17 protein-coding genes are annotated in these 21,249 nt (G+C 67.9%); 4 read left to right on the top strand and 13 right to left on the bottom strand.

All coding sequences use genetic code 11. From position 1 onward, the window contains the following. Positions 1–11 precede the first annotated feature (11 nt). The 5 genes from Q0653_RS04435 to Q0653_RS04455 all read right to left on the bottom strand — a co-directional run bounded on the left by Q0653_RS04435 (position 12) and on the right by Q0653_RS04455 (position 4,445). Complete coding sequence (locus Q0653_RS04435; RefSeq protein ID WP_298942879.1) at positions 12–1,823, bottom strand: penicillin-binding protein 2; 1,812 nt, start codon at positions 1,821–1,823, stop codon at positions 12–14. A 5-nt stretch (positions 1,824–1,828) separates the two neighbouring features. After that, the gene (locus tag Q0653_RS04440; RefSeq protein ID WP_298942881.1) at positions 1,829–2,404 is read right to left on the bottom strand and encodes a hypothetical protein; all 576 of its coding nucleotides are present in this window, start codon (positions 2,402–2,404) and stop codon (positions 1,829–1,831) included. Then, complete coding sequence (gene rsmH / locus Q0653_RS04445; protein ID WP_298942883.1) at positions 2,401–3,360, bottom strand: 16S rRNA (cytosine(1402)-N(4))-methyltransferase RsmH; 960 nt, start codon at positions 3,358–3,360, stop codon at positions 2,401–2,403. The genes Q0653_RS04440 and rsmH overlap by 4 nt, the downstream gene beginning before the upstream one ends. A gap of 101 nt (positions 3,361–3,461) precedes the next feature. Further along, positions 3,462–3,893, bottom strand: a complete 432-nt coding sequence (gene mraZ, locus Q0653_RS04450; RefSeq protein WP_298742500.1) for a division/cell wall cluster transcriptional repressor MraZ — start codon at positions 3,891–3,893, stop codon at positions 3,462–3,464. Positions 3,894–4,067: 174 nt separating this feature from the next. Next, entirely contained in the window at positions 4,068–4,445 is a 378-nt protein-coding gene (locus Q0653_RS04455) for a DUF3040 domain-containing protein (RefSeq protein ID WP_298742499.1), read from the bottom strand. Positions 4,446–4,507: 62 nt separating this feature from the next. On the opposite strand from Q0653_RS04455, the gene Q0653_RS04460 reads away from it, so the two are divergent. Further along, complete coding sequence (locus tag Q0653_RS04460; protein ID WP_298942886.1) at positions 4,508–5,599, top strand: polyprenyl synthetase family protein; 1,092 nt, start codon at positions 4,508–4,510, stop codon at positions 5,597–5,599. Positions 5,600–5,617: 18 nt separating this feature from the next. Here the strand turns inward: Q0653_RS04460 and Q0653_RS04465 are convergent, their stop codons facing one another. Beyond that, positions 5,618–5,923, bottom strand: a complete 306-nt coding sequence (locus Q0653_RS04465) for an Rv2175c family DNA-binding protein (protein WP_298943123.1) — start codon at positions 5,921–5,923, stop codon at positions 5,618–5,620. Between the two features lie 183 nt (positions 5,924–6,106). On the opposite strand from Q0653_RS04465, the gene Q0653_RS04470 reads away from it, so the two are divergent. Continuing rightward, the gene (locus Q0653_RS04470; RefSeq protein WP_298942888.1) at positions 6,107–7,117 is read left to right on the top strand and encodes a LysM peptidoglycan-binding domain-containing protein; all 1,011 of its coding nucleotides are present in this window, start codon (positions 6,107–6,109) and stop codon (positions 7,115–7,117) included. 59 nt (positions 7,118–7,176) lie between these two features. Beyond that, on the top strand, positions 7,177–9,108 hold the full coding sequence (pknB, locus tag Q0653_RS04475) for a Stk1 family PASTA domain-containing Ser/Thr kinase (protein ID WP_298942890.1): 1,932 nt from the start codon (positions 7,177–7,179) through the stop codon (positions 9,106–9,108). 270 nt (positions 9,109–9,378) lie between these two features. Here pknB and Q0653_RS04480 read toward each other — a convergent pair whose 3' ends face one another. From Q0653_RS04480 to Q0653_RS04495, 4 genes are all read right to left on the bottom strand, one after another. After that, positions 9,379–10,341 carry a hypothetical protein gene (locus Q0653_RS04480; protein ID WP_298942892.1) on the bottom strand — a complete coding sequence of 321 codons (963 nt, stop codon included), beginning with the start codon at positions 10,339–10,341 and terminating at the stop codon, positions 9,379–9,381. 386 nt (positions 10,342–10,727) lie between these two features. Beyond that, positions 10,728–12,065 (bottom strand): class II 3-deoxy-7-phosphoheptulonate synthase, encoded by a 1,338-nt coding sequence (locus Q0653_RS04485; RefSeq protein WP_298942894.1) that lies wholly within the window; start codon positions 12,063–12,065, stop codon positions 10,728–10,730. A 57-nt stretch (positions 12,066–12,122) separates the two neighbouring features. Next, complete coding sequence (locus tag Q0653_RS04490; protein WP_298745018.1) at positions 12,123–12,806, bottom strand: lysophospholipid acyltransferase family protein; 684 nt, start codon at positions 12,804–12,806, stop codon at positions 12,123–12,125. 2 nt (positions 12,807–12,808) lie between these two features. After that, the gene (locus Q0653_RS04495) at positions 12,809–13,744 is read right to left on the bottom strand and encodes an ROK family protein (RefSeq protein WP_298942896.1); all 936 of its coding nucleotides are present in this window, start codon (positions 13,742–13,744) and stop codon (positions 12,809–12,811) included. Positions 13,745–13,936: 192 nt separating this feature from the next. Here Q0653_RS04495 and Q0653_RS04500 point away from each other — a divergent pair, with 192 nt between their 5' ends. Beyond that, on the top strand, positions 13,937–15,772 hold the full coding sequence (locus tag Q0653_RS04500) for an AMP-dependent synthetase/ligase (RefSeq protein WP_298942898.1): 1,836 nt from the start codon (positions 13,937–13,939) through the stop codon (positions 15,770–15,772). Between the two features lie 151 nt (positions 15,773–15,923). Here Q0653_RS04500 and Q0653_RS04505 read toward each other — a convergent pair whose 3' ends face one another. From Q0653_RS04505 to Q0653_RS04515, 3 genes are read right to left on the bottom strand one after another with little or no spacing between them, the layout of a single operon-like run. Then, positions 15,924–16,415 (bottom strand): peptide deformylase, encoded by a 492-nt coding sequence (locus Q0653_RS04505; protein WP_298745013.1) that lies wholly within the window; start codon positions 16,413–16,415, stop codon positions 15,924–15,926. Further along, complete coding sequence (locus tag Q0653_RS04510) at positions 16,415–17,785, bottom strand: MinD/ParA family protein (protein WP_298942902.1); 1,371 nt, start codon at positions 17,783–17,785, stop codon at positions 16,415–16,417. The genes Q0653_RS04505 and Q0653_RS04510 overlap by 1 nt, the downstream gene beginning before the upstream one ends. 50 nt (positions 17,786–17,835) lie before the next feature. Next, a complete protein-coding gene (locus tag Q0653_RS04515) occupies positions 17,836–21,243 on the bottom strand; it encodes a pyruvate carboxylase (protein ID WP_298942904.1) in 3,408 nt (1,135 codons plus the stop codon). Positions 21,244–21,249 lie beyond the last annotated feature (6 nt).

Consider the following 21,249-nt stretch of genomic DNA (forward strand, 5'->3'; position numbering starts at 1 on the left):
CGGGGGGCGCGTCACGGTGTCACAGGGAGCAAAGGCGTCGTCGAGTCCGACGGCATGACCCGATAGTGCGTAAGCACCTGTGTCATGGCCTTCGTGAACGACGTGCGGTTGGCCGACGACATGCGAACCGTCTGTGGCTCGTCGAAGACCGTGATGACAACGTACTTCGGATCGTCCGCGGGCGCGTAGCCGACGAGGGACGTGAAGTAGACGCCGTCCTTGTACCCGCCCGCGCCGTTGCTGACCTGCGCGGTACCGGTCTTGCCCGCCATCCGGTAGCCCGGGATCGCCACGTCCTCGGCGAGCGTGCCCTGGACGAAGACGTTCTCGAGCATCTGCCCGACCTGCGCGGCGGTGTCGGGCTTGATGACCTGCACGGGCTCGGGGAGCTCGGGCGTTGTCACTGTTCCGTCATCCGTGGTGCACGATTCGACGAACGACAAAGGCTCGCGCACTCCGCCGTTCGCGATCGTCTGATAGACGCTCGCGACCTGCGGAACCGTCACGGTGAAGGCCTGGCCGAACGTCGTCGTGTAATAGGTCTGGTTGTCCCAGTCCGCGACCTCGTGGTACGTGCCCGAGGGCTCGCCCGACCAGTCGAGAGCGGTTCCCTGCCCCACGCCGAACTTCTGGAGGTAATCCAACCTGGTCTGCGGATCGATCATCGCGCCGAACTGCGACAGAGCGACATTCGACGAGCGCACGAGAGCGCCGTTGAGCGTCAGCGTGAGCGGATCGTGCTTCTCGTCGTCGTTGATCACGGCGCCGTTCGGAAACTCCATCCGGTCGGGGTCATAGGCCGTGGTGAACGGGGTCAGCACGCCCACGTCGATGCCCGTGGCCGCCGTGACGGGCTTGAACGTGGATCCCGGCTCATACGAGTACCGCAGCAGCTTCGATGAGCGACTTTCGGCATCGGAGGCGCCGGGATCGTTGGGATCGACGGTGTCCGACTCGGCCGCCGCGCGGATCTTTCCGGTCGCGACCTCGACGACCATGATCCCGCCCCAGTTGGCCTGGAGTCGATCGGTCTCTTCGGCGATCAGCTGCTGCATGTACCACTGCAGGTCCGAGTCGATGGTCAGCCGCAGCGTGCCGCCGTCGGTCGCGGGGGTTTCGACCTCGGTGCCCGGGATGATCACGCCGTCGGCACCGCGCTGGTAGGTGAGCTTTCCATCGGCACCGGCCAAGCACGAGTCCTGCAGACTCTCCAGCCCTTCCAGCGGCGTGCCGTCGGACCCCACGAAACCGATCAGATTTCCGGCGACCGCTCCGTCGGGATAAGTCCGCGACGGATCGGTCGGGAAGAACAGGAAGGGAAACCGGAGATCGGCCAGCGCCCGGTACTCCTGCGTCGACACGCGCTGTTTGATGACGGCGTACTGCGACTCGGGGTTGATGGCCAAGGCATCCGCCACGATCTTCCGCACGTCATCGGCGGATTGGCCGGTGATGGCCGCGATCTGCGCCGCGAGCGACTCCCACGGGACGATCACCGGATCGCCCTCGTCATCCTTGACGATCGCGCCCTGAGCATCGCGCTGAGGGGCGCCCTTGACCGCCAGGGCGGGGTCGATCTGCACGTCGTAGCGCACCGTACTGTCGGCGAGAACGACGCCGGTCGTGTCGACGATGTCACCGCGGGCGCCGTGGAGAGTGACGGTCGCACCGGTCGCATAGTCCTGCGAATCTTTGACGTGGTCGCTCGCGTTCACGACCTGGATGTCGACGAGTCGAACGACGAACGCCGACAGCACGACGAGGACGACGGCGAGAGCGACGACGGTACGGCGGCGCGGGCTGCGGGTGGCTCGAGTCGTCATGTCTCTCAGTGTGTGGCGGGAGTCGGCAGACCCTCGGCGATCGCGGGGGGTGTCGAAGAATCGGCCGTCAAGATGGCGGCATCCACGGTGGCGCCGCTGCTGAGGCTGGAGGCGGGGTCGGTCACGAGCGGGACGCCCCCCACGAGAGCGTTGGGGACGGCGGCTTTCGTCAGTGCGTCGATCGAGGTCGCCCCTGTTCCGCCCGCGCCGTCACCGATGATGGTGTGGTCGCTCAGTCGTAGGTAGCTGGGCGGCTGCCCGACGACCATGCCGAGCGCGGAGGCGTTGGCCGCCAAGTATTGAGGAGAGCTGAGGCCGGCGACCTGGTCTTCGAGCATCTGCTTCTCCCAGCCGAGCGCGCGGTTCTCCTGCGTGAGCGCCGCGATGTCGTACGACGTCTGCGTCGTGAGGATGGACAAGCCCATCTGGATCGCGCCGATCAGCACAGCGCCCGCCACCGCGATCAGGCCATACATCAGGCGTGGGCGGCGCGCGGGTTGGGGTGCCGCGACGGCCCGCAGGCGGGGTCTCGGCGCACGATCCGGCTCGGGAAGGGCGACAGCCAGCAGATCAGCGCTCACGACGCCTCCCTCACTCGTTCAGCGGCGCGCAAGCGCACCGGAGTGGCCCGCGGGTTGCGGGCGCGCTCTTCCTCGGACGCCAGTTCGGCGCCCTTGGTGATCAGTCGGAAGCGGGGCGCGTGCTCGGGCAACTCGACCGGCAAGCGCGGCGGTGCGGTCGAGGCCGCGGCATCCGCGAACACACGCTTGACGAGTCGGTCTTCCAGCGACTGGTAGGACATCACCACGATCCGGCCACCTACGTTCAGCACGCTGAGGGCCGCCGGCATCGCATTCTCCAGCACGGCGAGTTCCGCGTTCACCTCGATGCGCAGCGCCTGGAAGACGCGCTTGGCAGGGTGCCCGCGCCCCTCACGCTGGACCGCGACAGGAGTGGCGGCGAGGAGGATGTCGACGAGCTGACCGGAACGCTCGATCGGCGCGGTGCCACGTGCCGCGATGATCGCGCGGGCGTACCGGCCGGACAGCTTCTCTTCGCCGTAGCGCTCGAAGATGCGGCGCAGGTCACCCTCGCCGTACGTCGCGACGATATCGGCGGCTGTCGTGCCGGCCGTCTGATCCATCCGCATGTCCAGCGGTGCATCCTGCGAATAGGCGAAACCGCGGTCGGCGTCGTCGAGTTGCAACGACGAAACGCCGAGATCGAACAGGATGCCGTCCACGCGCGGTGCGCCGGCCGACGCCACCGCATCGGCGATGCCGTCGTACACCGCGTGCACCAGCGTCACGCGGTCGCCGAAGCGGGCGAGCCGCTCGCCCGCGATCCGTAGCGCATCGGTATCGCGATCGAGGCCGATGAGTCGGGTCTGGGGGAACCGTTGGAGGAGCGCTTCGGAGTGTCCGCCCATGCCTTCGGTGGCGTCGACGAGGACGGCTCCGTCCCGCTGCAGCGCAGGGCCGAGCAGCTCGACGCAGCGGTCGAGCAGAACGGGGGTGTGGATGTCGTTGAGGTCCATGATGCGAGAGGGCCGGTGATCCGGAGTCGTGATCCCCATCCGCCGCGACCTGGCACCGGGGAAGTGTGTCAGGGCGTGCGGCTGGGAGTCACGGCCACGGATCAGAACAAGCCGGGAATCACCTCCTGCTCCATGTCCGAGTAGCCGTCTTCGTTGTCGGCGGCGTAGTCGTTCCAGGCCTGTGCGTCCCAGATCTCCGCGTGTGCACCGACACCGGTCACGACGAGGTCGCGGCCGAGGTTGGCGTAGGTCCGCAGGTGCGCCGGCAGGGTCACCCGGCTCTGGCTGTCCGGCTTCTCGTCGCTGGCGCCGGAGAGGAACATGCGCTGGAAGTCACGTGCCTGCTTGTTGGTGAGCGGCGCTTCGCGAATCTTCTCGTAGACGCGCTCGAACTCCTTCGTGCTGAAGACGTAGAGGCAACGTTCCTGGCCACGGGTGACGACGACACCATCACCGAGGTCGGTACGGAACTTGGCCGGCAGGATGACGCGACCTTTGTCGTCGAGCTTGGGGGTGTACGTGCCCAGCAGCATCGGACCCTCCCCCTGTGTCGACCCGGCCGTCGTCTATGCGCACCACTTTACTCCACTTCCCTCCACATCACTATCCTTTTGCCGGGTATTCCTCCCCAGAAGGCCCCACACGCACAAAAAAGCACCGACCCGGAGGTCGGTGCTTTGACGAACGTGCCCCGTGGGGCGCGAAATCTACTCGGAGCCGTTGCGACGGTCCCACCGGTCGTTGATGCGATCCATGAAGGACGAGGATGCGGGAGCTGCGGGGGCGGACTTTCGTTCGCCCATGGTGCCCTGCGTCGAGGTTCCGCCGTTGCGGTTGGGCGTCACCGCGAGCACGACGCCAACAACCATCACCACGAAAGCGAGGACGCCGACGATGACGACGTCGGTCGAGACACCCACGATCAGACCGCCGAGACCGAGAAGCACGAGGATCGAGCCGTAGACGATGTTGCGATAGCTGAGCGTCTGACCTTCTCGGGGCGCGGTGACGACGTCTGCGTCCTTGCTCATGAGATGACGTTCCATCTCATCGAGCAGACGCTGTTCCTGCTCTGACAGCGGCATGCATCCCCCTCGGGCTCCGGTGCACTGATTCTACGCATGTACTCGAGAACTAGGCTAGGCCCGTGAGCGCTCCTGCGGACCCTATCGAGGCTGTTTCCCAGCGACTGGAAAGTTTCACCGCCCGGCAAGCTGCGTCCGCCGATGCGTGGGGGGACGAAGCGGCGGGTTTCGTGCAGTCGGCAGCGGACGCCGTCGCCGGCGGAAAGCGCCTGCGTGCGCGATTCTGCATCACCGGCTGGCGCGCGGTGGCCGAGCATCGAGATGGCCGGCCCCTCCCCGTCGCCGATGACGCGATCGGGGCCGCGGCGGCCCTCGAGATCTTCCATGCGGCCGCGCTGGTCCACGACGACATCATCGACAACTCCGACACCCGGCGCGGGCACCCGGCTGCGCATCGGGCCTTTGAATCGGGTCACCGCAACGCACACTGGGCCGGGGATGCCGCCGGATTCGGCCGTTCGGCCGCCATCCTGCTCGGCGACCTCCTCGTGGCGTGGAGTGATGACCTGCTGGAAGAGGGGCTCCGCGGCAGCGCCCACGCGCCCGAAGCGCGGGACATCTACGCGATGATGCGCCGGGAAGTCACCGTGGGCCAGTTCCTCGACCTCGCCGAAGAAGCCGCGTACCTGACCGCTCCAGACAGCGCTCAGGCGGAGCGTGCGCTTCGGGTCGCGTCACTGAAGTCCGCCCGCTATTCGATCCAGCATCCCTTGCTCCTCGGCGGAGCACTCGCGGGCGCCAGTGCGGCACAGTCCGACGCGCTCAGCGGATTCGGCCACCCGCTCGGGCTCGCCTTCCAACTGCGCGATGACGTTCTGGGGGTCTTCGGGGACAGCTCCGTGACGGGCAAGCCCTCCGGCGATGACCTTCGCGAAGGCAAGCGGACGCTCCTGATCGCCTACGCCCGCGAGGCGCTGTCGCCCGGAGCTCGCCGGGTGCTGGATGAACTGATCGGCGACCCGACGCTGAATGACGCCCAGATCTCATCGCTCCAACAGACGATCGTCGATTCCGGAGCACTCGCACGCGTGGAGGACCACATCACGCGCTACGCCGACGAGGGCGACCGTGCGCTGCGCGGCGCACCGCTCGGCACCTCGGCCGTCGGCGTGCTCCGTGACCTCGCCCGGGAGGCGACGGTCCGCACCGCCTGATATCCCCGCGGTGGCGCGTCAGGCGAGAGTCTGGGCGACGCGACGCACTTCCGCCTTGCGTCCTTCACGGAGTGCGGCGATCGGCGCACGGCCGATGGCCTCTTCGTGACCGAGGAGCCAGTCGATCGCTTCGTCGTCGGAGAACCCGGCATCCTGCAACACGATCACGGTCCCGCGCAGCGACGGCAGCGGGTGGTCATCGACGATGAACACTTCCGGCACCGCGAAAACACCGGTCCGCCGCGAACCGATCAGGAACTTGTCGTCGAGGAGGCGGCGCACCCGGCCGAGCGACTCATCGAGGCGCTCCACGAGCTCGGGCATCGTCAGCCATTCGGTCGGTGTCGTTTCGGGGGTCTGACCAGTCACCCCTCCACTATTCCACTGGGCCGCCCCTGTCGCCGCCACTCGCCAATTCACTTCTGTCACATTCGCCCCATCCTTATCACCCGTTGACAGGAGTTCACTTCCGTGACACGGTGGCCAAGTCAAAAGAAGGGGAAGATCTTGCGACGATTCCACACCCTCGTGCCGCGGTCCTTCGCCGTACCGACAGCCGTGCTCGGCACGATCGCACTGTCGCTGACCGCGACGCCCGCGGGAGCGGTCGAGGCTGAACGCGCGCACAATCGCCCGCTGGCTCCTCTCCCTGCGACGAAGGTCCCGCCGCAGAGCGTGCCGGCATCCACCCCTCCCTCCTCGCACACCGTCGAGCCCGGAGACACCGTCAGCGCGATCGCCGCGCAGCACGGTCTGAAGACCGCGGACGTCCTTGCCTGGAACGGTCTCGGCTGGAGTTCGATCATCCGCCCCGGGCAGGTACTGGCGCTCACTGGCGCGAGCACGGATCCCGCGGTGGCACCGCCCGCTCCCGCTCCCGCTCCCGCCGCCGCGACGATCGCCACACATACGGTGACCGGCGGCGAGACCCTGTGGGGCATCGCGCAGGCCGGCGGCATCGGGCTGACCGCGCTTCTGGCTGCCAACGGCCTGACGCGTGACTCGATCATCTATCCCGGGCAAGAGCTGTCGATTCCGAGCGCCGCCGCGCCGGCATCCCCCACCATGACTCCGGCGGCCGTCGTCGCCGTCGAGACAGCCCCGGTCACCGCCCTCGACGCCGAGCAGATCGCGAACGCACAGATCATCATCGACGTCGGCCGCGGCCTCGGCGTTCCCGACCGCGGCATAGCGATCGCACTCGCCACAGCGATGGTCGAATCCTGGATCCGCAACCTCGACTGGGGCGACCGCGATTCACTCGGGCTGTTCCAACAGCGTCCGAGCCAGGGGTGGGGCACCGAGGGCGAGGTTCGCGATGCACGACGCGCTGCCGCCGCCTTCTTCGGCGGCACACACGACCCGAACGGCTCGCGCACGCAGGGACTCCTCGATGTCCCCGGGTGGCAGGAGATGGAGTTCGGTGCAGCCGCGCAAGCCGTCCAGCGATCGGCGTATCCCGAGCGGTACGCGCCCTGGGAAGAACAGGCGAGAACGTGGGTCGCCGCCTACGGATAAGGATGATCCAGGGTGAGCCGCTCCCGGCCTCACCTGGTCTGATCCGTAGAATCTCGTAAGTGAGCACGAGCCAGCAGACGGACCCGCTGATCGGCCGTCTGGTCGACGGCCGATACCGCGTCCGCGCTCGCATCGCCCGCGGCGGCATGGCGACGGTGTACGTCGCCACAGATCTTCGCCTCGAGCGCCGGGTGGCCCTCAAGGTCATGCACGGACACCTCTCCGACGACACGGTGTTCCAGGGGCGGTTCATCCAGGAGGCGCGGGCCGCGGCACGACTCGCCGATCCACACGTGGTGAACGTCTTCGACCAGGGCCAGGATGGCGAGCTCGCCTACCTCGTCATGGAGTACCTCCCCGGAATCACGATGCGCGAACTGCTGCGCGAGCAGCGCCGACTCACGATCCCGCAGACGATCACGATCATGGATGCCGTGCTCTCCGGCCTCGCAGCCGCCCACCGAGCCGGGATCGTGCACCGCGATGTGAAGCCCGAGAATGTGCTGCTCGCCGAGGACGGTCGGATCAAGATCGGCGACTTCGGGCTGGCGCGCGCGACGAGCGCGAACACAGCCACCGGACAGATGCTGCTGGGGACGATCGCCTACCTCGCTCCCGAACTCGTCACCCGCGGCACGGCCGACGCCCGTAGCGACATCTACGCGCTCGGCATCATGCTCTACGAAATGCTCGTCGGCGAGCAACCGTACAAGGGCGAGCAGCCGATGCAGATCGCCTACCAGCACGCGACCGATTCGGTTCCCCGACCGAGCGCGAAGAACCCGGGGGTGCCCGAGCAGTTCGATGAGCTCGTCATGTGGGCGACCGAGCGTGAACCCGACGACCGGCCGACCGACGCGCGGGTCATGCTCGAGCGCCTGCGCGAGATCGAGAAGGATCTGGGCGTTTTTCCGCACGTCGTGCGCACGGTGACGCCGGGCGCGACGCGCGAAGAAGAGGCCTACGACTCGGGCGAGATGACGAAGGTCATGCCCGGCACGTTCACGGCCCCGACCGTCACGGACGATTCCGACAACGCCACACGGCTGCGCGCCCGCACGCGTCGTAACTCCGTCACGGGCGGATGGCTGATCGCGCTCGTGCTGCTCCTCGCCGGGCTCGCCGCCGGTGCCGGCTGGTGGTTCGGCTCCGGGCCGGGGTCGCTCGTCGCCGTCGCCGATGTCTCCGGCAGATCGATCGAAGAAGCATCCGCCCTCTTGGCAGAGCAGTCTCTCGTCGCGGTGCCCGGCCAGGATTACAGCCGCGACGTGCCCACCGGGCAGGCCATCGGCACGGATCCCCCTGCCGGATCCCGCGTCGACAAGGACAGCGAGGTCACGGTGATCATCTCGCTGGGGCCGGCATCCCACGATCTCGCGGCACTGTCGGGAGTGAGCGTGGATGCTGCCACCGCGACGCTGGCCGAGTTCTTCATCACGCCGTCGGGTGATCCGACACCGTACTTCACCGACGCCCCAGAGGGCACCGTCATCGGCGCATGGATCACGCCGCCGGGGGGTGGCGACGCGGTGGACTGCACGAGCGGCTGCACGGCGCTCGAGGGGTCGACCGTTGTCTACGACGTATCCCTCGGGCCGATCCCCGACGTCGTCGGCGAGAACGTGGATGCTGCCCGCTCGACCCTGTCGGACGTCCAGCTCGAGACCTCGGTCGCAGAGGAGTTCAGCGACGACGTCGACAAGGGTGTGGTGATCGGCATCGGCGAACACGACGGCAACTTCCGTCCCGGCGACACGGTGACCCTGATCGTGTCGAAGGGTCCGCAGCTGTTCGAGGTGCCGAGCGTCGTCGGAATGACGCTGTCGGATGCCGCGCAAGCGCTCCGCGACGCAGGCTTCTCTCCCAACTACGCCGCGTTCTGGAACGCGGTCCCCAACGGCCTGACGAAGGTCGCGGACACCTCCCCCGCTGGCGAGAGCCTGCACCCGCGCGGGACTCGGATCGACCTCACCATCAGCCTGCTCGGCTGACCCCGCGTCGCCCCTTCCCCCCGACTGACCCTCCCCGCGTCGCGCTCCCTTCCTCCCTCGCTCACCCGCTCCTTGCCCCCGGCCCCCGGCCGGCCCAACCGCGAAACCGCCCGTATGTACTCATTCGGCGGGATTTTCGTGACACACGCGCAGTCTCCCGAGCTGGGAGCACCCGTGGACGTCCCCCTCACCTCCCGCGAAACCGCCCGTATGTTCGCGTGCGATGACCTTCGCGTGACACACGCGCGGTCTCGCTCGTCGGCGAGCGATTCACCCCGTGGAGAAGCGGCCCACGAGGGCACGGCGGATGCGGTGAGCCAGCGCCGCGCAATCGTCCGTGAACGCATCGATCGTGACCGCGATGACGCGGTAGCCGGCATCCTCGAAGAGTTGCTGACGGTGGAGATCCTCGCGCCACTGCCGAGCATCGGTGCGGTGGTGGTCTCCCTGATACTCGATCAGCAACCGCGCCTCGGGATACCCCAGATCTGCGTGGCGAATGCCGTCCGCCGTCTGCACCGGCGGCTGAATCACCGGTTCCGGCAGCCCATGATCGACGAGGGCGAGGCGCAGAAGGCTCTCTCTCGGCGACTGCGGTCCTGTGCGCACACGTTCGAGTGCCCACGCGAGCGCTCGCGCGCCCCGCCGGCCATGACGAGCATCCACCGCCTCGACGAGTTCATCGCGCGTGCACAGCGGCACCCGGATGCCGGATACACGCGGCCCCGTCAGCACATAGTCGCCGGCCGCCACGAGCCAGCGCAGCGAGAGCGCTCGCTTGCGTCCGGTCTCCAGATCCGTGCCCGTCGCGCCCGGGATGGACAACTGTGCCCACGTCGCCGCCGGCGATACGAGCGGGATCATTCCCTGTGACATTTCTCCGGGGTGTGCCGCGCTTTCCCAACCGACGATTCTCGGCCGGCGCAGCGGCTCGGCTCCACGAACGGCGAGAACGTGCAACGGTTCGGATGCCGCCCACGCGAAGGGCACGGGGATTCCCCAGAGGCGCGCCGCGGTGAGGTGGCTGAAGCATCGATCCTCGCCGAGCAGCGAGAGAGTGTTGATGCAGTCCTCGCGCAGGTCCGCGACGGCACCCGCCGGCGCATATAGTCCACGATGCACGTGCGCCACGTCGGGCTGACGCAGACGGCGACGGCTGATCCCGGCATCCGTGGCTTCACGGAACGCGAACGCCCCCAGATTCAGCGGATGCGGCAACGGTGAATTGTGCATCTCCCGATCGTGCCGCGCGATCGAGACGCGCGTTCACGTAGTCCACACCCCGATGCGAGACCGCGCTTGTGTCACGCAAACAACCCCATCCGCGTACATAGCGGCAGTCTCGCGGCCCAGACGCGCACCTCTCGCGCGGCCGCAACCGTCGTGAGATCGCGCTTGTGTCGCGCGATCAGGCCCAAAAGCGAACACAGGAGCGGTTTCGCGGAGAGTGCGCCGGGCGCTACGCACGGACGGACGGACGGGCGCGACGCGACGCAAACGCACGCACGCACGCAACGCACGCACGCAACGCACGCACGCACGCACGCAACGCAACGCACGCACGCACGCAACGCACGCAACGCAACGCACGCACGCAACGCACGTGCGCGCGGCCGGAGTCAGCGCTTCTCGAGCTCCTCGGCCACGAGGAAGGCCAGCTCGAGCGACTGCTTGTGGTTCAGGCGCGGGTCGCACAAGCTCTCGTAGCGCGTCGCGAGGGTCGCCTCGTCGATCTGCTCCGAACCGCCCAGGCACTCCGTCACGTCATCGCCCGTGAGCTCGACATGGATGCCGCCCGCGAACGTCCCGACAGCGCGGTGCGCCTCGAAGAACCCGCGGACCTCGTCGACCACGTCGTCGAAGCGGCGAGTCTTGTACCCGGTCGGCGTCGTGATCCCGTTGCCGTGCATGGGATCGGTGACCCACAGCGGAGTCGCGCCGGAGTCGCGCACGGCCTCGAGCAGCGGCGGCAGCGCGTCGCGGATCTTGCCCGCACCCATGCGGGTGATGAACGTGAGGCGGCCAGGCTCGCGCTCAGGATCGAGCTTGTCGATGAGCTCCAGTGCCGTTTCAGGCGTCGTCGAGGGACCGAGCTTGACCCCGATGGGGTTGCGGATCTTCGAGAAGTAGTCGATGTGGGCACCGTCGAGATCGCGCGTGCGCTCACCGATCCACAGGAAGTGCCCGGACGTGTTGTACGGCGTCCCGGTGCGTGAATCGATGCGCGTCATCGGTCGTTCGTAGTCCATCAGCAGGCCCTCGTGGCCCGTGTAGAACTCGACGCCGCGGAGCTCGTCGAAGTTCGCCCCGGCAGCCTCCATGAACTTGATGGCCCGGTCGATTTCGGCCGCGAGTCGCTCGTACGCCTGATTGGCCGGATTCTGCGCAAAGCCCTTGTTCCAGGAGTGCACCTCGCGGAGGTCCGCGAATCCACCCTGCGTGAACGCGCGGATCAGATTGATCGTCGACGCCGCCGTGTGGTACCCCTTCAGCAGGCGCTGGGGGTCGGGCTGGCGCGACGCCTCGGTGAAGTCGTACCCGTTGACGATGTCGCCGCGGTACGCGGGAAGAGTCACGTCTCCACGCGTCTCGGTGTCGCTCGACCGCGGCTTGGCGAACTGTCCGGCCATGCGGCCCATCTTCACGACCGGCATCGAGGCGCCGTAGGTGAGGACCACCGCCATCTGCAGCACCGTCTTGACCCGGTTGCGGATCTGCTCGGCGGTCGCACCGGCGAATGTCTCCGCGCAGTCGCCGCCCTGCAGCAGGAACGCCTGGCCGGACGCGGCGCGCGCGAGGCGCTCCCGGAGGTTGTCGACCTCGCCGGCGAAGACCAGCGGAGGCAGCGTCGCGATCTCGTTCGACACGGCGGTCACGGCGTCGAGGTCGGTCCAGTTCGGCTGCTGCTTGATAGGAAGCGAGCGCCAGTGATCGAGGTCGTCGTGCAGGGTGGGCATCCGGCCAGTCTAGTGGCGGCATCCTGCTGGTGGATGCCGGATGACACCTCCGGCGGCCTACTCGGGCGGGCGGCGGTCCTTCACGGTCGAGGCGTAGACATCGTCGTACTTCTGCTCGCCGAGGCGTTGCAAGGCGACCATGATTTCATCGGTGACCGATCGCAGGATATAGCGATCGCTTTCCATGCCGTGGAAGCGGGAGAAATCCAGGGGCTCGCCGATCACCATGCCCACCCGGCCGATGCGGGGAATCGACCGGCCGATCGGCATGACCGTGCCCGTGTCGACCATCACGACCGGCACGACGGGAACGCGAGCCTCGAGTGCCATGCGCGCGAGGCCCGTGCGGCCGCGATACAGCTGTCCGTCTGGGCTACGGGTGCCCTCCGGGTAGATACCGAGGAGATCGCCCCGCCCGAGCACCTGAAGTCCGGTGTTGAGCGAATCCTCCGAGGCTTTTCCGCCCGTCCGATCGATCGCGATCTGGCCGCTCGCCTTCATGAAGACGCGCGTGGCCCATCCCTTGATGCCCGTGCCGGTGAAGTAATCACTCTTCGCGAGGAAGGACATGCGGCGGTCGATCATCAGCGGGAGGAAGATCGAATCGCTCACCGAGAGGTGGTTGCTCGCGAGAATCGCCGCGCCGGATGCCGGCACGTTGGTGCGTCCCACGATCCAGGGCCGGAAGATCGCCTTGACGATCGGTCCGATCACGACGTACTTCATCACCCAGTAGAACACCGTCAGGTCCGGATTCTCGCGAGGTCGGCCACGCCGACCAGGCCCGCGTCGTTGCCGAGCGTCGCGGTGATGAATCGCGCCGTCGGGCGCTCCCCGAAGCCGGGCAGCGAGGTCTCGTAGGCGATGCGGGTGGGCTCGAGCAGATCTTCGCCCAATTCCGCTACTCCCCCGCCGATGACGAACAGTTCAGGATCGAGAACCGCCTGGAAAGCGCCGCAGGCCTCGCCGAGCGCCGTCGCCACCCGCCGCACGGCTTCGAGCGCACCGGCATCCTCTTCCGCGAGCAACAGTTGGAGATCCGCACCGGGGACGATCCCGGCGGCGTTTCGGTGAGTGGCAAGGCGCGATCCACGCCCGCCGGCGTCGGCGATGTCGGCGATCTCGCGTTGCAGAGCGCGTCCGGATGCGTATTGCTCGAGGCACCCGTTCTGCCCGCACCCGCAGGGGCGACCGCCCCGGACGAACCGGAGGTGCCCGAGCTCGGCGGCGCTGCCGTTGGCGCCGATGAGGAGCGATCCATCACCGACCGCCGCACCGCCGACACCGGTCCCGAGGGTGATCATGACCATGTCCGTGGACCCCCGTCCGGCGCCGAACCGGTACTCGCCCCAGCCCGCAGCATTGGCGTCATTCTCGAGCGTGACGGGGCGCCCGATCTGCGCTTCGAACTGCGCTCGCAGGGGGGCGTTCTGCCAATCGATGTTCGGCGCGTGCAACATCACCGAGCGCGTGCGATCGATGAAGCCGGCGGCGGCCACGCCGACGGCGTGCACCTCGTGCCGCGAAGCGAGCTCGGCGACCATCGCGGCCACGGCATCCGCGAGCGCCCCCGTGTCGACGGGCGTCGGAACGCGAAGCTGCTCGACGATCGTGCCGTCGAGGGCGACGACGCCCCCGGCGATCTTGGTGCCACCGATGTCGATGCCGACGTTGAGCACAGTCCTCCTCTCCGCCGACACCGGCGGTGCGGCATCGGAGAGTCTAGTGTGGACTGCACAGTCCTCCGGGGTACGCGAACCGGTGTTACCCGAATGGGGCGCGGCACCCGCGGGACTGAGTTTCATCAGCAGTTAGACTCGATCCCGTCGTCATCACCCGACGCCACCCGGTACACAAAGGAGTTGCCGCCCATGAGCGCCGTCCAATTCGAAGTCCCCGCGATCGTTCCCGCCGATCCGCAGGCGAACGTCGCTGATCTTCTCGTCGAACGCGTCAAGGCGACCCCGTCGCTCGCGCTGTTCGCCGTCCCCGAGGGAGACGGGTGGCGCGATATCACCGCCGCGGAGTTCGAACGTGAGGTCATCGCTCTCGCGAAGGGGTTCGCCGCCGCCGGCATCGAGCCCGGCGACAAGGTCGGCTTCATCGCGCGAACCACCTACCACTGGACGCTGGTCGACTTCGCTCTGTTCTACGCAGGCGCCGTCATGGTTCCGGTATACGAGACGAGCTCGGCCGGACAGGTCAGCTGGATCCTGTCGGACTCGGGCGCCACCTGGGTCATCGGCGAGTCGGAGGACCACGCTGCGCGGATCGCCGAGATCCGCAGTGACGTGCCCCTCATCCGACAGGCATGGACGATGGCCGCCGGAGATCTCGACACCCTGACGGCCGCCGGCACCGGGATCACCGACGAAGAGATCGCGCGCCGTCGCTCGATCGCCGTCGGCGCCGACATCGCGACGCTCATCTACACGTCCGGCTCGACCGGCCGCCCCAAGGGGTGCGTGCTCACGCACAGCAACTTCGTGGAGCTCTGCCGCAACTCCTCCGTCGCACTGAACGAAGTGGTGAGCGTGCCGAACTCCTCCACGCTGCTGTTCATCACGACGGCGCACATCTTCGCCCGCTTCATCTCGATCCTCGACATCCATGCGGGTGTGAAGACCGGCCACCAGCCCGACACGAAGCAGTTGCTGCCGGCGCTCGGCTCGTTCAAACCGACCTTCCTCCTGGCCGTTCCGCGCGTCTTCGAGAAGGTCTACAACTCGGCCGAGCAGAAGGCCGAAGCCGGCGGCAAGGGAAAGATCTTCCGCGCCGCTGCCCACACGGCGATCGAGCACTCCCGTCTCCTGCAGGAAGGCAAGAAGGTCCCGTTCGGCACCAAGATCAAGTTCGCCCTGTTCGACCGTCTCGTCTACAGCAAGTTGCGCGATGCCATGGGCGGCCGCGTGCAGTACGCCGTTTCAGGATCGGCTCCGCTCGGACCGCGCCTCGGGCACTTCTTCCACAGCCTCGGCGTCACGATCCTCGAGGGCTACGGCCTCACCGAGACCACGGCGCCCGCGACCGTCAACCTGGCCACCAAGTCGAAGATCGGCTCCGTGGGTCCCGTGCTTCCCGGAGTCGGCGTACGTCTGGCCGAGGACGGCGAGGTCGAGGTCCGCGGCATCAACGTGTTCAAGGAGTACTGGCGCAACCCCGAAGCGACCGCCGAAGCATTCGACGGCGACTGGTTCCGCACGGGGGATATCGGCTCGTTCGATGAGGCGGGCTTCCTCACGATCACCGGACGGAAGAAAGAGATCATCGTCACCGCCGGTGGCAAGAACGTGGCCCCGGCTGCGCTCGAAGACCCCATCCGCGCCAACCCGATCGTCGGTCAGGTGGTCGTCGTCGGCGACCAGAAGCCCTTCATCTCGGCGCTGGTCACACTCGACCCCGAGATGCTCCCCGCATGGCTGGCCAACAACGGGCTCGACCGTGAGATGTCGCTGACGGATGCTGCAGCTCACCCCACGGTGCGCGAAGAGGTCCAGCGCGCGATCGACATCGCGAACAAGAAGGTCTCGCGCGCGGAGTCGATCCGCAAGTTCGCGATCCTCGACACCGAGTGGACGGAAGCCTCCGGTCACCTCACGCCGAAGATGAGCATCAAGCGGAACATCATCATGCAGGACTTCGCAGGCGCGGTCGAAGACCTCTACAACGTGCCGGTCTCGACGACGAACATCCCGCTCGGCGGCTGATCGCCCGAAGAAAGCACAACGACCGGCGGAGCTTCGGCTCCCCGGTCGTTGTTGTTGGTGCGTGAGGTTTCGATACGCGACGGTGCGCGCCGCTACTCCACCTGAGTCGCAGCCGCATCAACGCCGCTGCGCGGCATTGACCCGTCTCGACTCAGAACCAGCTGGACTCGCGGATCTCGCGCATCGCCTGGCGCCGCGTGTCGGCGGGCAGACGATCGAGATACAGCTTCCCGTCGAGGTGATCGGTCTCGTGTTGCAGCGCCTGGGCCAACAGGCCCTCGCCTTCCAGCACGACCTCGTTGCCGTCGAGATCCGTGCCGACGACTTTCGCCCACGGATACCGGATCGCGTCATGCCAGAGACCCGGAACCGACAGGCATCCTTCGCCGACCGGCTGCGGCTCCCCCGACACCTCGACGAGCACCGGATTGAGCACATATCCGATGTCGCCATCGATGTTGTAGCTGAACGCGCGAAGGCCCACACCGATCTGGGGAGCCGCGACGCCAGCTCGCCCCGCCGGCTCCACGGAGTCGAGGAGGTCCCGGACGAGCGCGCGGATGCCGTCATCGACGACGTCGATGGCCGCGCTCGGTGCACGAAGAACCGGGTCGCCGAACAGGCGGATCGGACGGACGGGCATCAGACGGCAGCCGGGACCCGTAGGCCCTCGACGACGGTGGCGGCCAGTTCGCGGGCGGCCTGGCGGGTCTCGGGCTGAAGATCGCGGAAGGACACGGTGCTGCCCGAGGCGATGTGCGGGTCGTAGGGCATGCGGACGACCGCGCGGACGCGACTGCGGAAGTGCGCGTCGAGTTCACTCGCGCGCACGAGCGCGGCCCCGGGCCGCGCAGCGTTGAGCACCACGACAGCGCGGCGCGCCTGCTCGGCGAATCCGTTGGTCTCCAGCCAGGTCAGCGTCTCGGCGGCCAGACGGGCCTCGTCGATGCTCAAGCCGGTCACGATCACGAGCTCGTCGGCACGGTCGAGCGTCGCCTCCATCACCGAGTGCACGATGCCGGTGCCGGTATCGGTGAGCACGATCGAGTAGAAGTGCGCGGCGATCTCCGCGACCTGCTGGTAGTCGGCGTCGCTGAACGCTTCCGACACGTGCGGGTCGGTCTCCGAGGCGAGCACGTCCAGCCGCGTTTCGTCTCGCGAGACGATGCGCGAGATGTCGTTGAACCCGTGGACGTCGCCGCGGGCGCGAACGAGATCGCGCACGGTCTGACCGCTGGCCCTCCCGACCCGATCGGCCAGCGTGCCCCGGTCCGGATTGGCGTCGACGGCGATGACGCGATCGTCGCGCGCATCGGCGAGGGCCATCCCGAGCAGTGTCGTCACGGTCGTCTTGCCGACACCGCCCTTGCGCGAGAGCACCGGAACGAACCGCGCCCCGCCCGCGAGCGGCGCACCGATGCGACGGTCGAGTTCTTTGCGGGCGCGTGCGCGCTTGCTGTCGCCGAGGTTGATGCGGCGGCCGGACAACGAATAGACGATGTGCTGCCACGTTCCTTCGGGTTCCGGGCGCACGATGTGCGCCGGATCGAGGAGCCGGTCGGACGTCAGCAGGTCGGAGCTTTCCCGATCCGCTTCGAAATCACCGAGGCGTCGAGAGTGCAGCGCGATCTCGGACGTCCGCGGGCGGACTCGTTCGTGGTGGTCGAGGTCCTGCGCGGCGACGGCCTCGACGGATGCATCGACGACCGGCACGCTCGTCGTGTCTCCGAGGCGGGCGACGCGGCCGACATCCACCTTCTTCTTCGTCGACGGTGCGAACGCAGGCTCGGCGGGCTTCGCGGGTGCCTCCGCCGCAGCGACGAGCGCGACGTCATCGAGCACGACGTCATCATCGTCGAAATCGTCGTCGCCGCCGAGCGTCGGCACCACGATCTCGACGTGCGCGGTCGACCCGTCGACGATCCCGACGCCGGACACATCGACGCTTTCCGTCGTGTTCAGGACGCCATGGTCAGGGTCGTTCGACGAGCTCTCGTCATGGTCATGACTCACGGTGCACTCTCCCAGAATGTTCTCGGATGCGAGGCATCCAACATCACAGGCTACTCGGCGGGCCGGACGACGACCAAAAGGTCGCCGGCTTCGACCGCTGCCGTGCCCGTGATCGCGAGGCGCTCCACCGTGCCGTCGACGGGTGCGGTGATCGCCGCTTCCATCTTCATGGCCTCGATCGAGGCGACCGGCTGTCCGGCCTTCACGACATCTCCCACAGCCGCCTTGATCGTCACGACACCCGCGAACGGGGCGGCGACCTGACCGGCCTTGCTGGTGTCGGCTTTCTCGACCGTCACCTTGTCGACGGCGATCGAACGGTCGCGCACCCAGACCGGGCGCAGTTGCCCGTTCAGGGTCGTCATGACCGTGCGCATGCCCGCAGCATCCGGCTCACCGATCGCCTCGAGCCCGACGTAGAGCTGCACCCCGGGATCGATTTCGGCGACGTGCTCTTCGCCCGGCTTGAGGCCGTAGAAGTAGTCGGGCGTTCCGAGCGCCGACAGGTCACCGTACGCCTCGCGTGTCGCTTCGAACTCCTTCGCCGGTCCGGGGAACAGCAGCCGGTTGAGGGTGCGACGGCGCGTCGCGGCGTCGCCTGTGAGCCCCTCCTCCTCGGCGGGGGTGAGGGCGGGGATCTCGATCTTGATCTCGCGCCCGGCCAGCACCTTCGTCCGGAACGGTTCCGGCCATCCGCCCGGGAGATCGCCGAGCTCGCCCGCCATGAATCCGACGACCGAGTCGGGGATGTCGTAGTTCTGCGGGTTCTGTTCGAAATCGGCCGGATCGGCCTTCGCTGCCACCAACGCGAGAGCGAGGTCGCCGACGACCTTCGACGAGGGCGTCACCTTCGGAATGCGTCCGAGGATGCGATCTGCCGCGGCGTACATGTCCTCGATGCGCTCGAACTCATCGGCCATCCCCAGGGCGATCGCCTGCTGGCGAAGGTTCGAGAGCTGACCACCCGGGATCTCGTGGTGGTAGACGCGCCCGGTGGGGCCGGGCAAACCCGACTCGAACGGGCGGTACAGGTGGCGGACGCCCTCCCAGTACGGCTCGAGATCGCTGACGTTCTGCAGCGACAGCCCGGTATCACGATCGGTGTACGCGAGGGCGGCCACCAAGGCGGATAGCGACGGCTGACTGGTTGTTCCGGCCAGCGGTGCGGCGGCGGCATCCACCGCGTCGGCACCCGCGGCGCTGGCAGCCAGCAGTGTCGCTAACTGACCACCCGCCGTGTCGTGGGTGTGCACCTGTACCGGCAGGTCGAAGCGCTCGCGGAGCGCGCGCACGAGGGTGGCGGCAGCGGCCGGACGCAGCAGTCCCGCCATGTCCTTGATCGCGAGCACGTGCGCGCCGGACGCGGCGATCCGGTCGGCCAGCTTCAGGTAGTAGTCGAGGGTATACAGCTCTTCGGCGGGGTTGAGCAGGTCGCCCGTGTAGCAGAGGGCGACCTCTGCCACGGCGGTCCCCGTCTCGAGGACGGCCGAGATCGCCGGGAGCATCTGGTCGACGTCGTTGAGCGCGTCGAAGATGCGGAAGATGTCGACGCCGGATGCCGCCGCTTCCTTGACGAATGCGTCGGTCACGGCCGTCGGCCGGGGCGTGTAGCCGACCGTGTTGCGTCCGCGCAACAGCATCTGGATCGGAATGTTGGGCATGGCATCGCGGAGCGCCTCCAGGCGCTCCCACGGGTCTTCGGCGAGGAAGCGGAGAGCGACGTCGTACGTCGCGCCGCCCCACGCTTCGACCGAGAGCAGTTCCGGCGTCATGCGGGCCAGGTGCGGTCCGACGCGGACGAGGTCACGCGTGCGCACGCGGGTCGCGAGGAGCGACTGGTGTGCATCGCGGAACGTGGTCTCGGTGACGGCGAGAGCCGTCTGCGCACGCAATGCCTGTGCGAAGCCGGCCGGACCGAGATCACGCAGACGCTGACGGTTGCCGCTGGGCGGGGGCGCCAACAGATCGAGCTCGGGCAGCTTGCTGCCGGGCGAGACGGAGAGCGGCTTCTCCCCGTAGGGGCGGTTGACGGTCACGTCGGCCAGCCAGTTCAGCAGCTTCGTCGCACGGTCGCGCGACGGGTTGCTCGTGAGGAGCTCGGGACGCTCGTCGATGAACGAGGTGGAGAGGTCGCCGGCGACGAAGGCCGGGTCGTTCAGCACGGCACGGAGGAAGGGCACGTTGGTCGAGACGCCACGGATGCGGTACTCCGCCAGGGCCCGCTTGGCGCGCGCGACCGCTGCCGGAAAATCGCGGCCACGGCATGTGAGCTTGGCGAGCATGGAGTCGAAGTGCGGGCTGATCTGCGAGCCTGCCGCCGTGGTGCCGCCGTCGAGGCGGATGCCGGCACCACCGGGCGAGCGATATGTCGTGATGCGGCCGGTGTCGGGGCGGAACCCCTGCGAGGGGTCTTCCGTGGTGATGCGGGTTTGGAGCGCCGCGCCGCGCAGATGGATGTTCTCCTGCTGCAGGCCGAGCTCTTCCAGAGTCGCACCCGCCGCGATCAGCATCTGCGACTGCACGAGGTCGACATCCGTGACCTCTTCCGTGACGGTGTGCTCGACCTGGATGCGAGGGTTCATCTCGATGAAGACGGCCTCGCCGGTGCGGGGACCGGCGGTTTCGAGGAGAAACTCGACCGTGCCGGCGTTGACGTAGCCGATCGAGCGGGCGAACGCGACCGCGTGGGCGTGCAACGCATCGCGGATCGCGGGGTCGAGGTTCGGCGCGGGCGCGATCTCGACGACCTTCTGATGGCGGCGCTGCACCGAGCAGTCGCGCTCGAAGAGATGCACGGTCTCCCCCGCGGCATCCGCCAGGATCTGCACTTCGATGTGCCGCGGGCGCATGACGGCTTGCTCGAGGAACACACGCGCGTCACCGAAGGCCGCTCCGGCCTCGCGCATCGCCTCGGCGATCGCGGGGGGCAGCTCTCCGGGAGTCTCGACCCGGCGCATGCCGCGCCCGCCGCCGCCGGCGACGGCTTTGACGAAGATGGGAAATCCGATGTCCGCGGCCTGCGCCACGAGCTCGTCCACGTCGTCTGCGGCGGGGGTGGAGCGCAACACCGGGACGCCTGCGGCGATCGCGTGCTCTTTCGCCGTGACCTTGTTGCCGGCCATCTCGAGAGCGAGCGAGGGCGGCCCGATGAACGTGATGCCGTTCTCGGCGGCGCGCGCCGCCAGCTCGGGGTTCTCCGAGAGGAATCCGTAGCCGGGGTAGATCGCGTCGGCGCCGGAGGCCAGAGCGACCCGGATGATCTCGTCGACGTCGAGGTACGCGCGGACCGGATGCCCCTTCTCGCCGATCTCGTACGACTCGTCCGCCTTCTGGCGATGAAGCGACCCGCGGTCCTCCCAGGGGAAGACGGCGACCGTTCGTGCGCCGAGCTCAACGGCAGCTCGGAACGCGCGAATCGCGATCTCGCCACGGTTCGCGACCAGGATTTTACGGAACATGCTCAC

Origin of the sequence: uncultured Microbacterium sp. (assembly GCF_947488465.1) — a bacterium.
GTDB lineage: Bacteria > Actinomycetota > Actinomycetes > Actinomycetales > Microbacteriaceae > Microbacterium.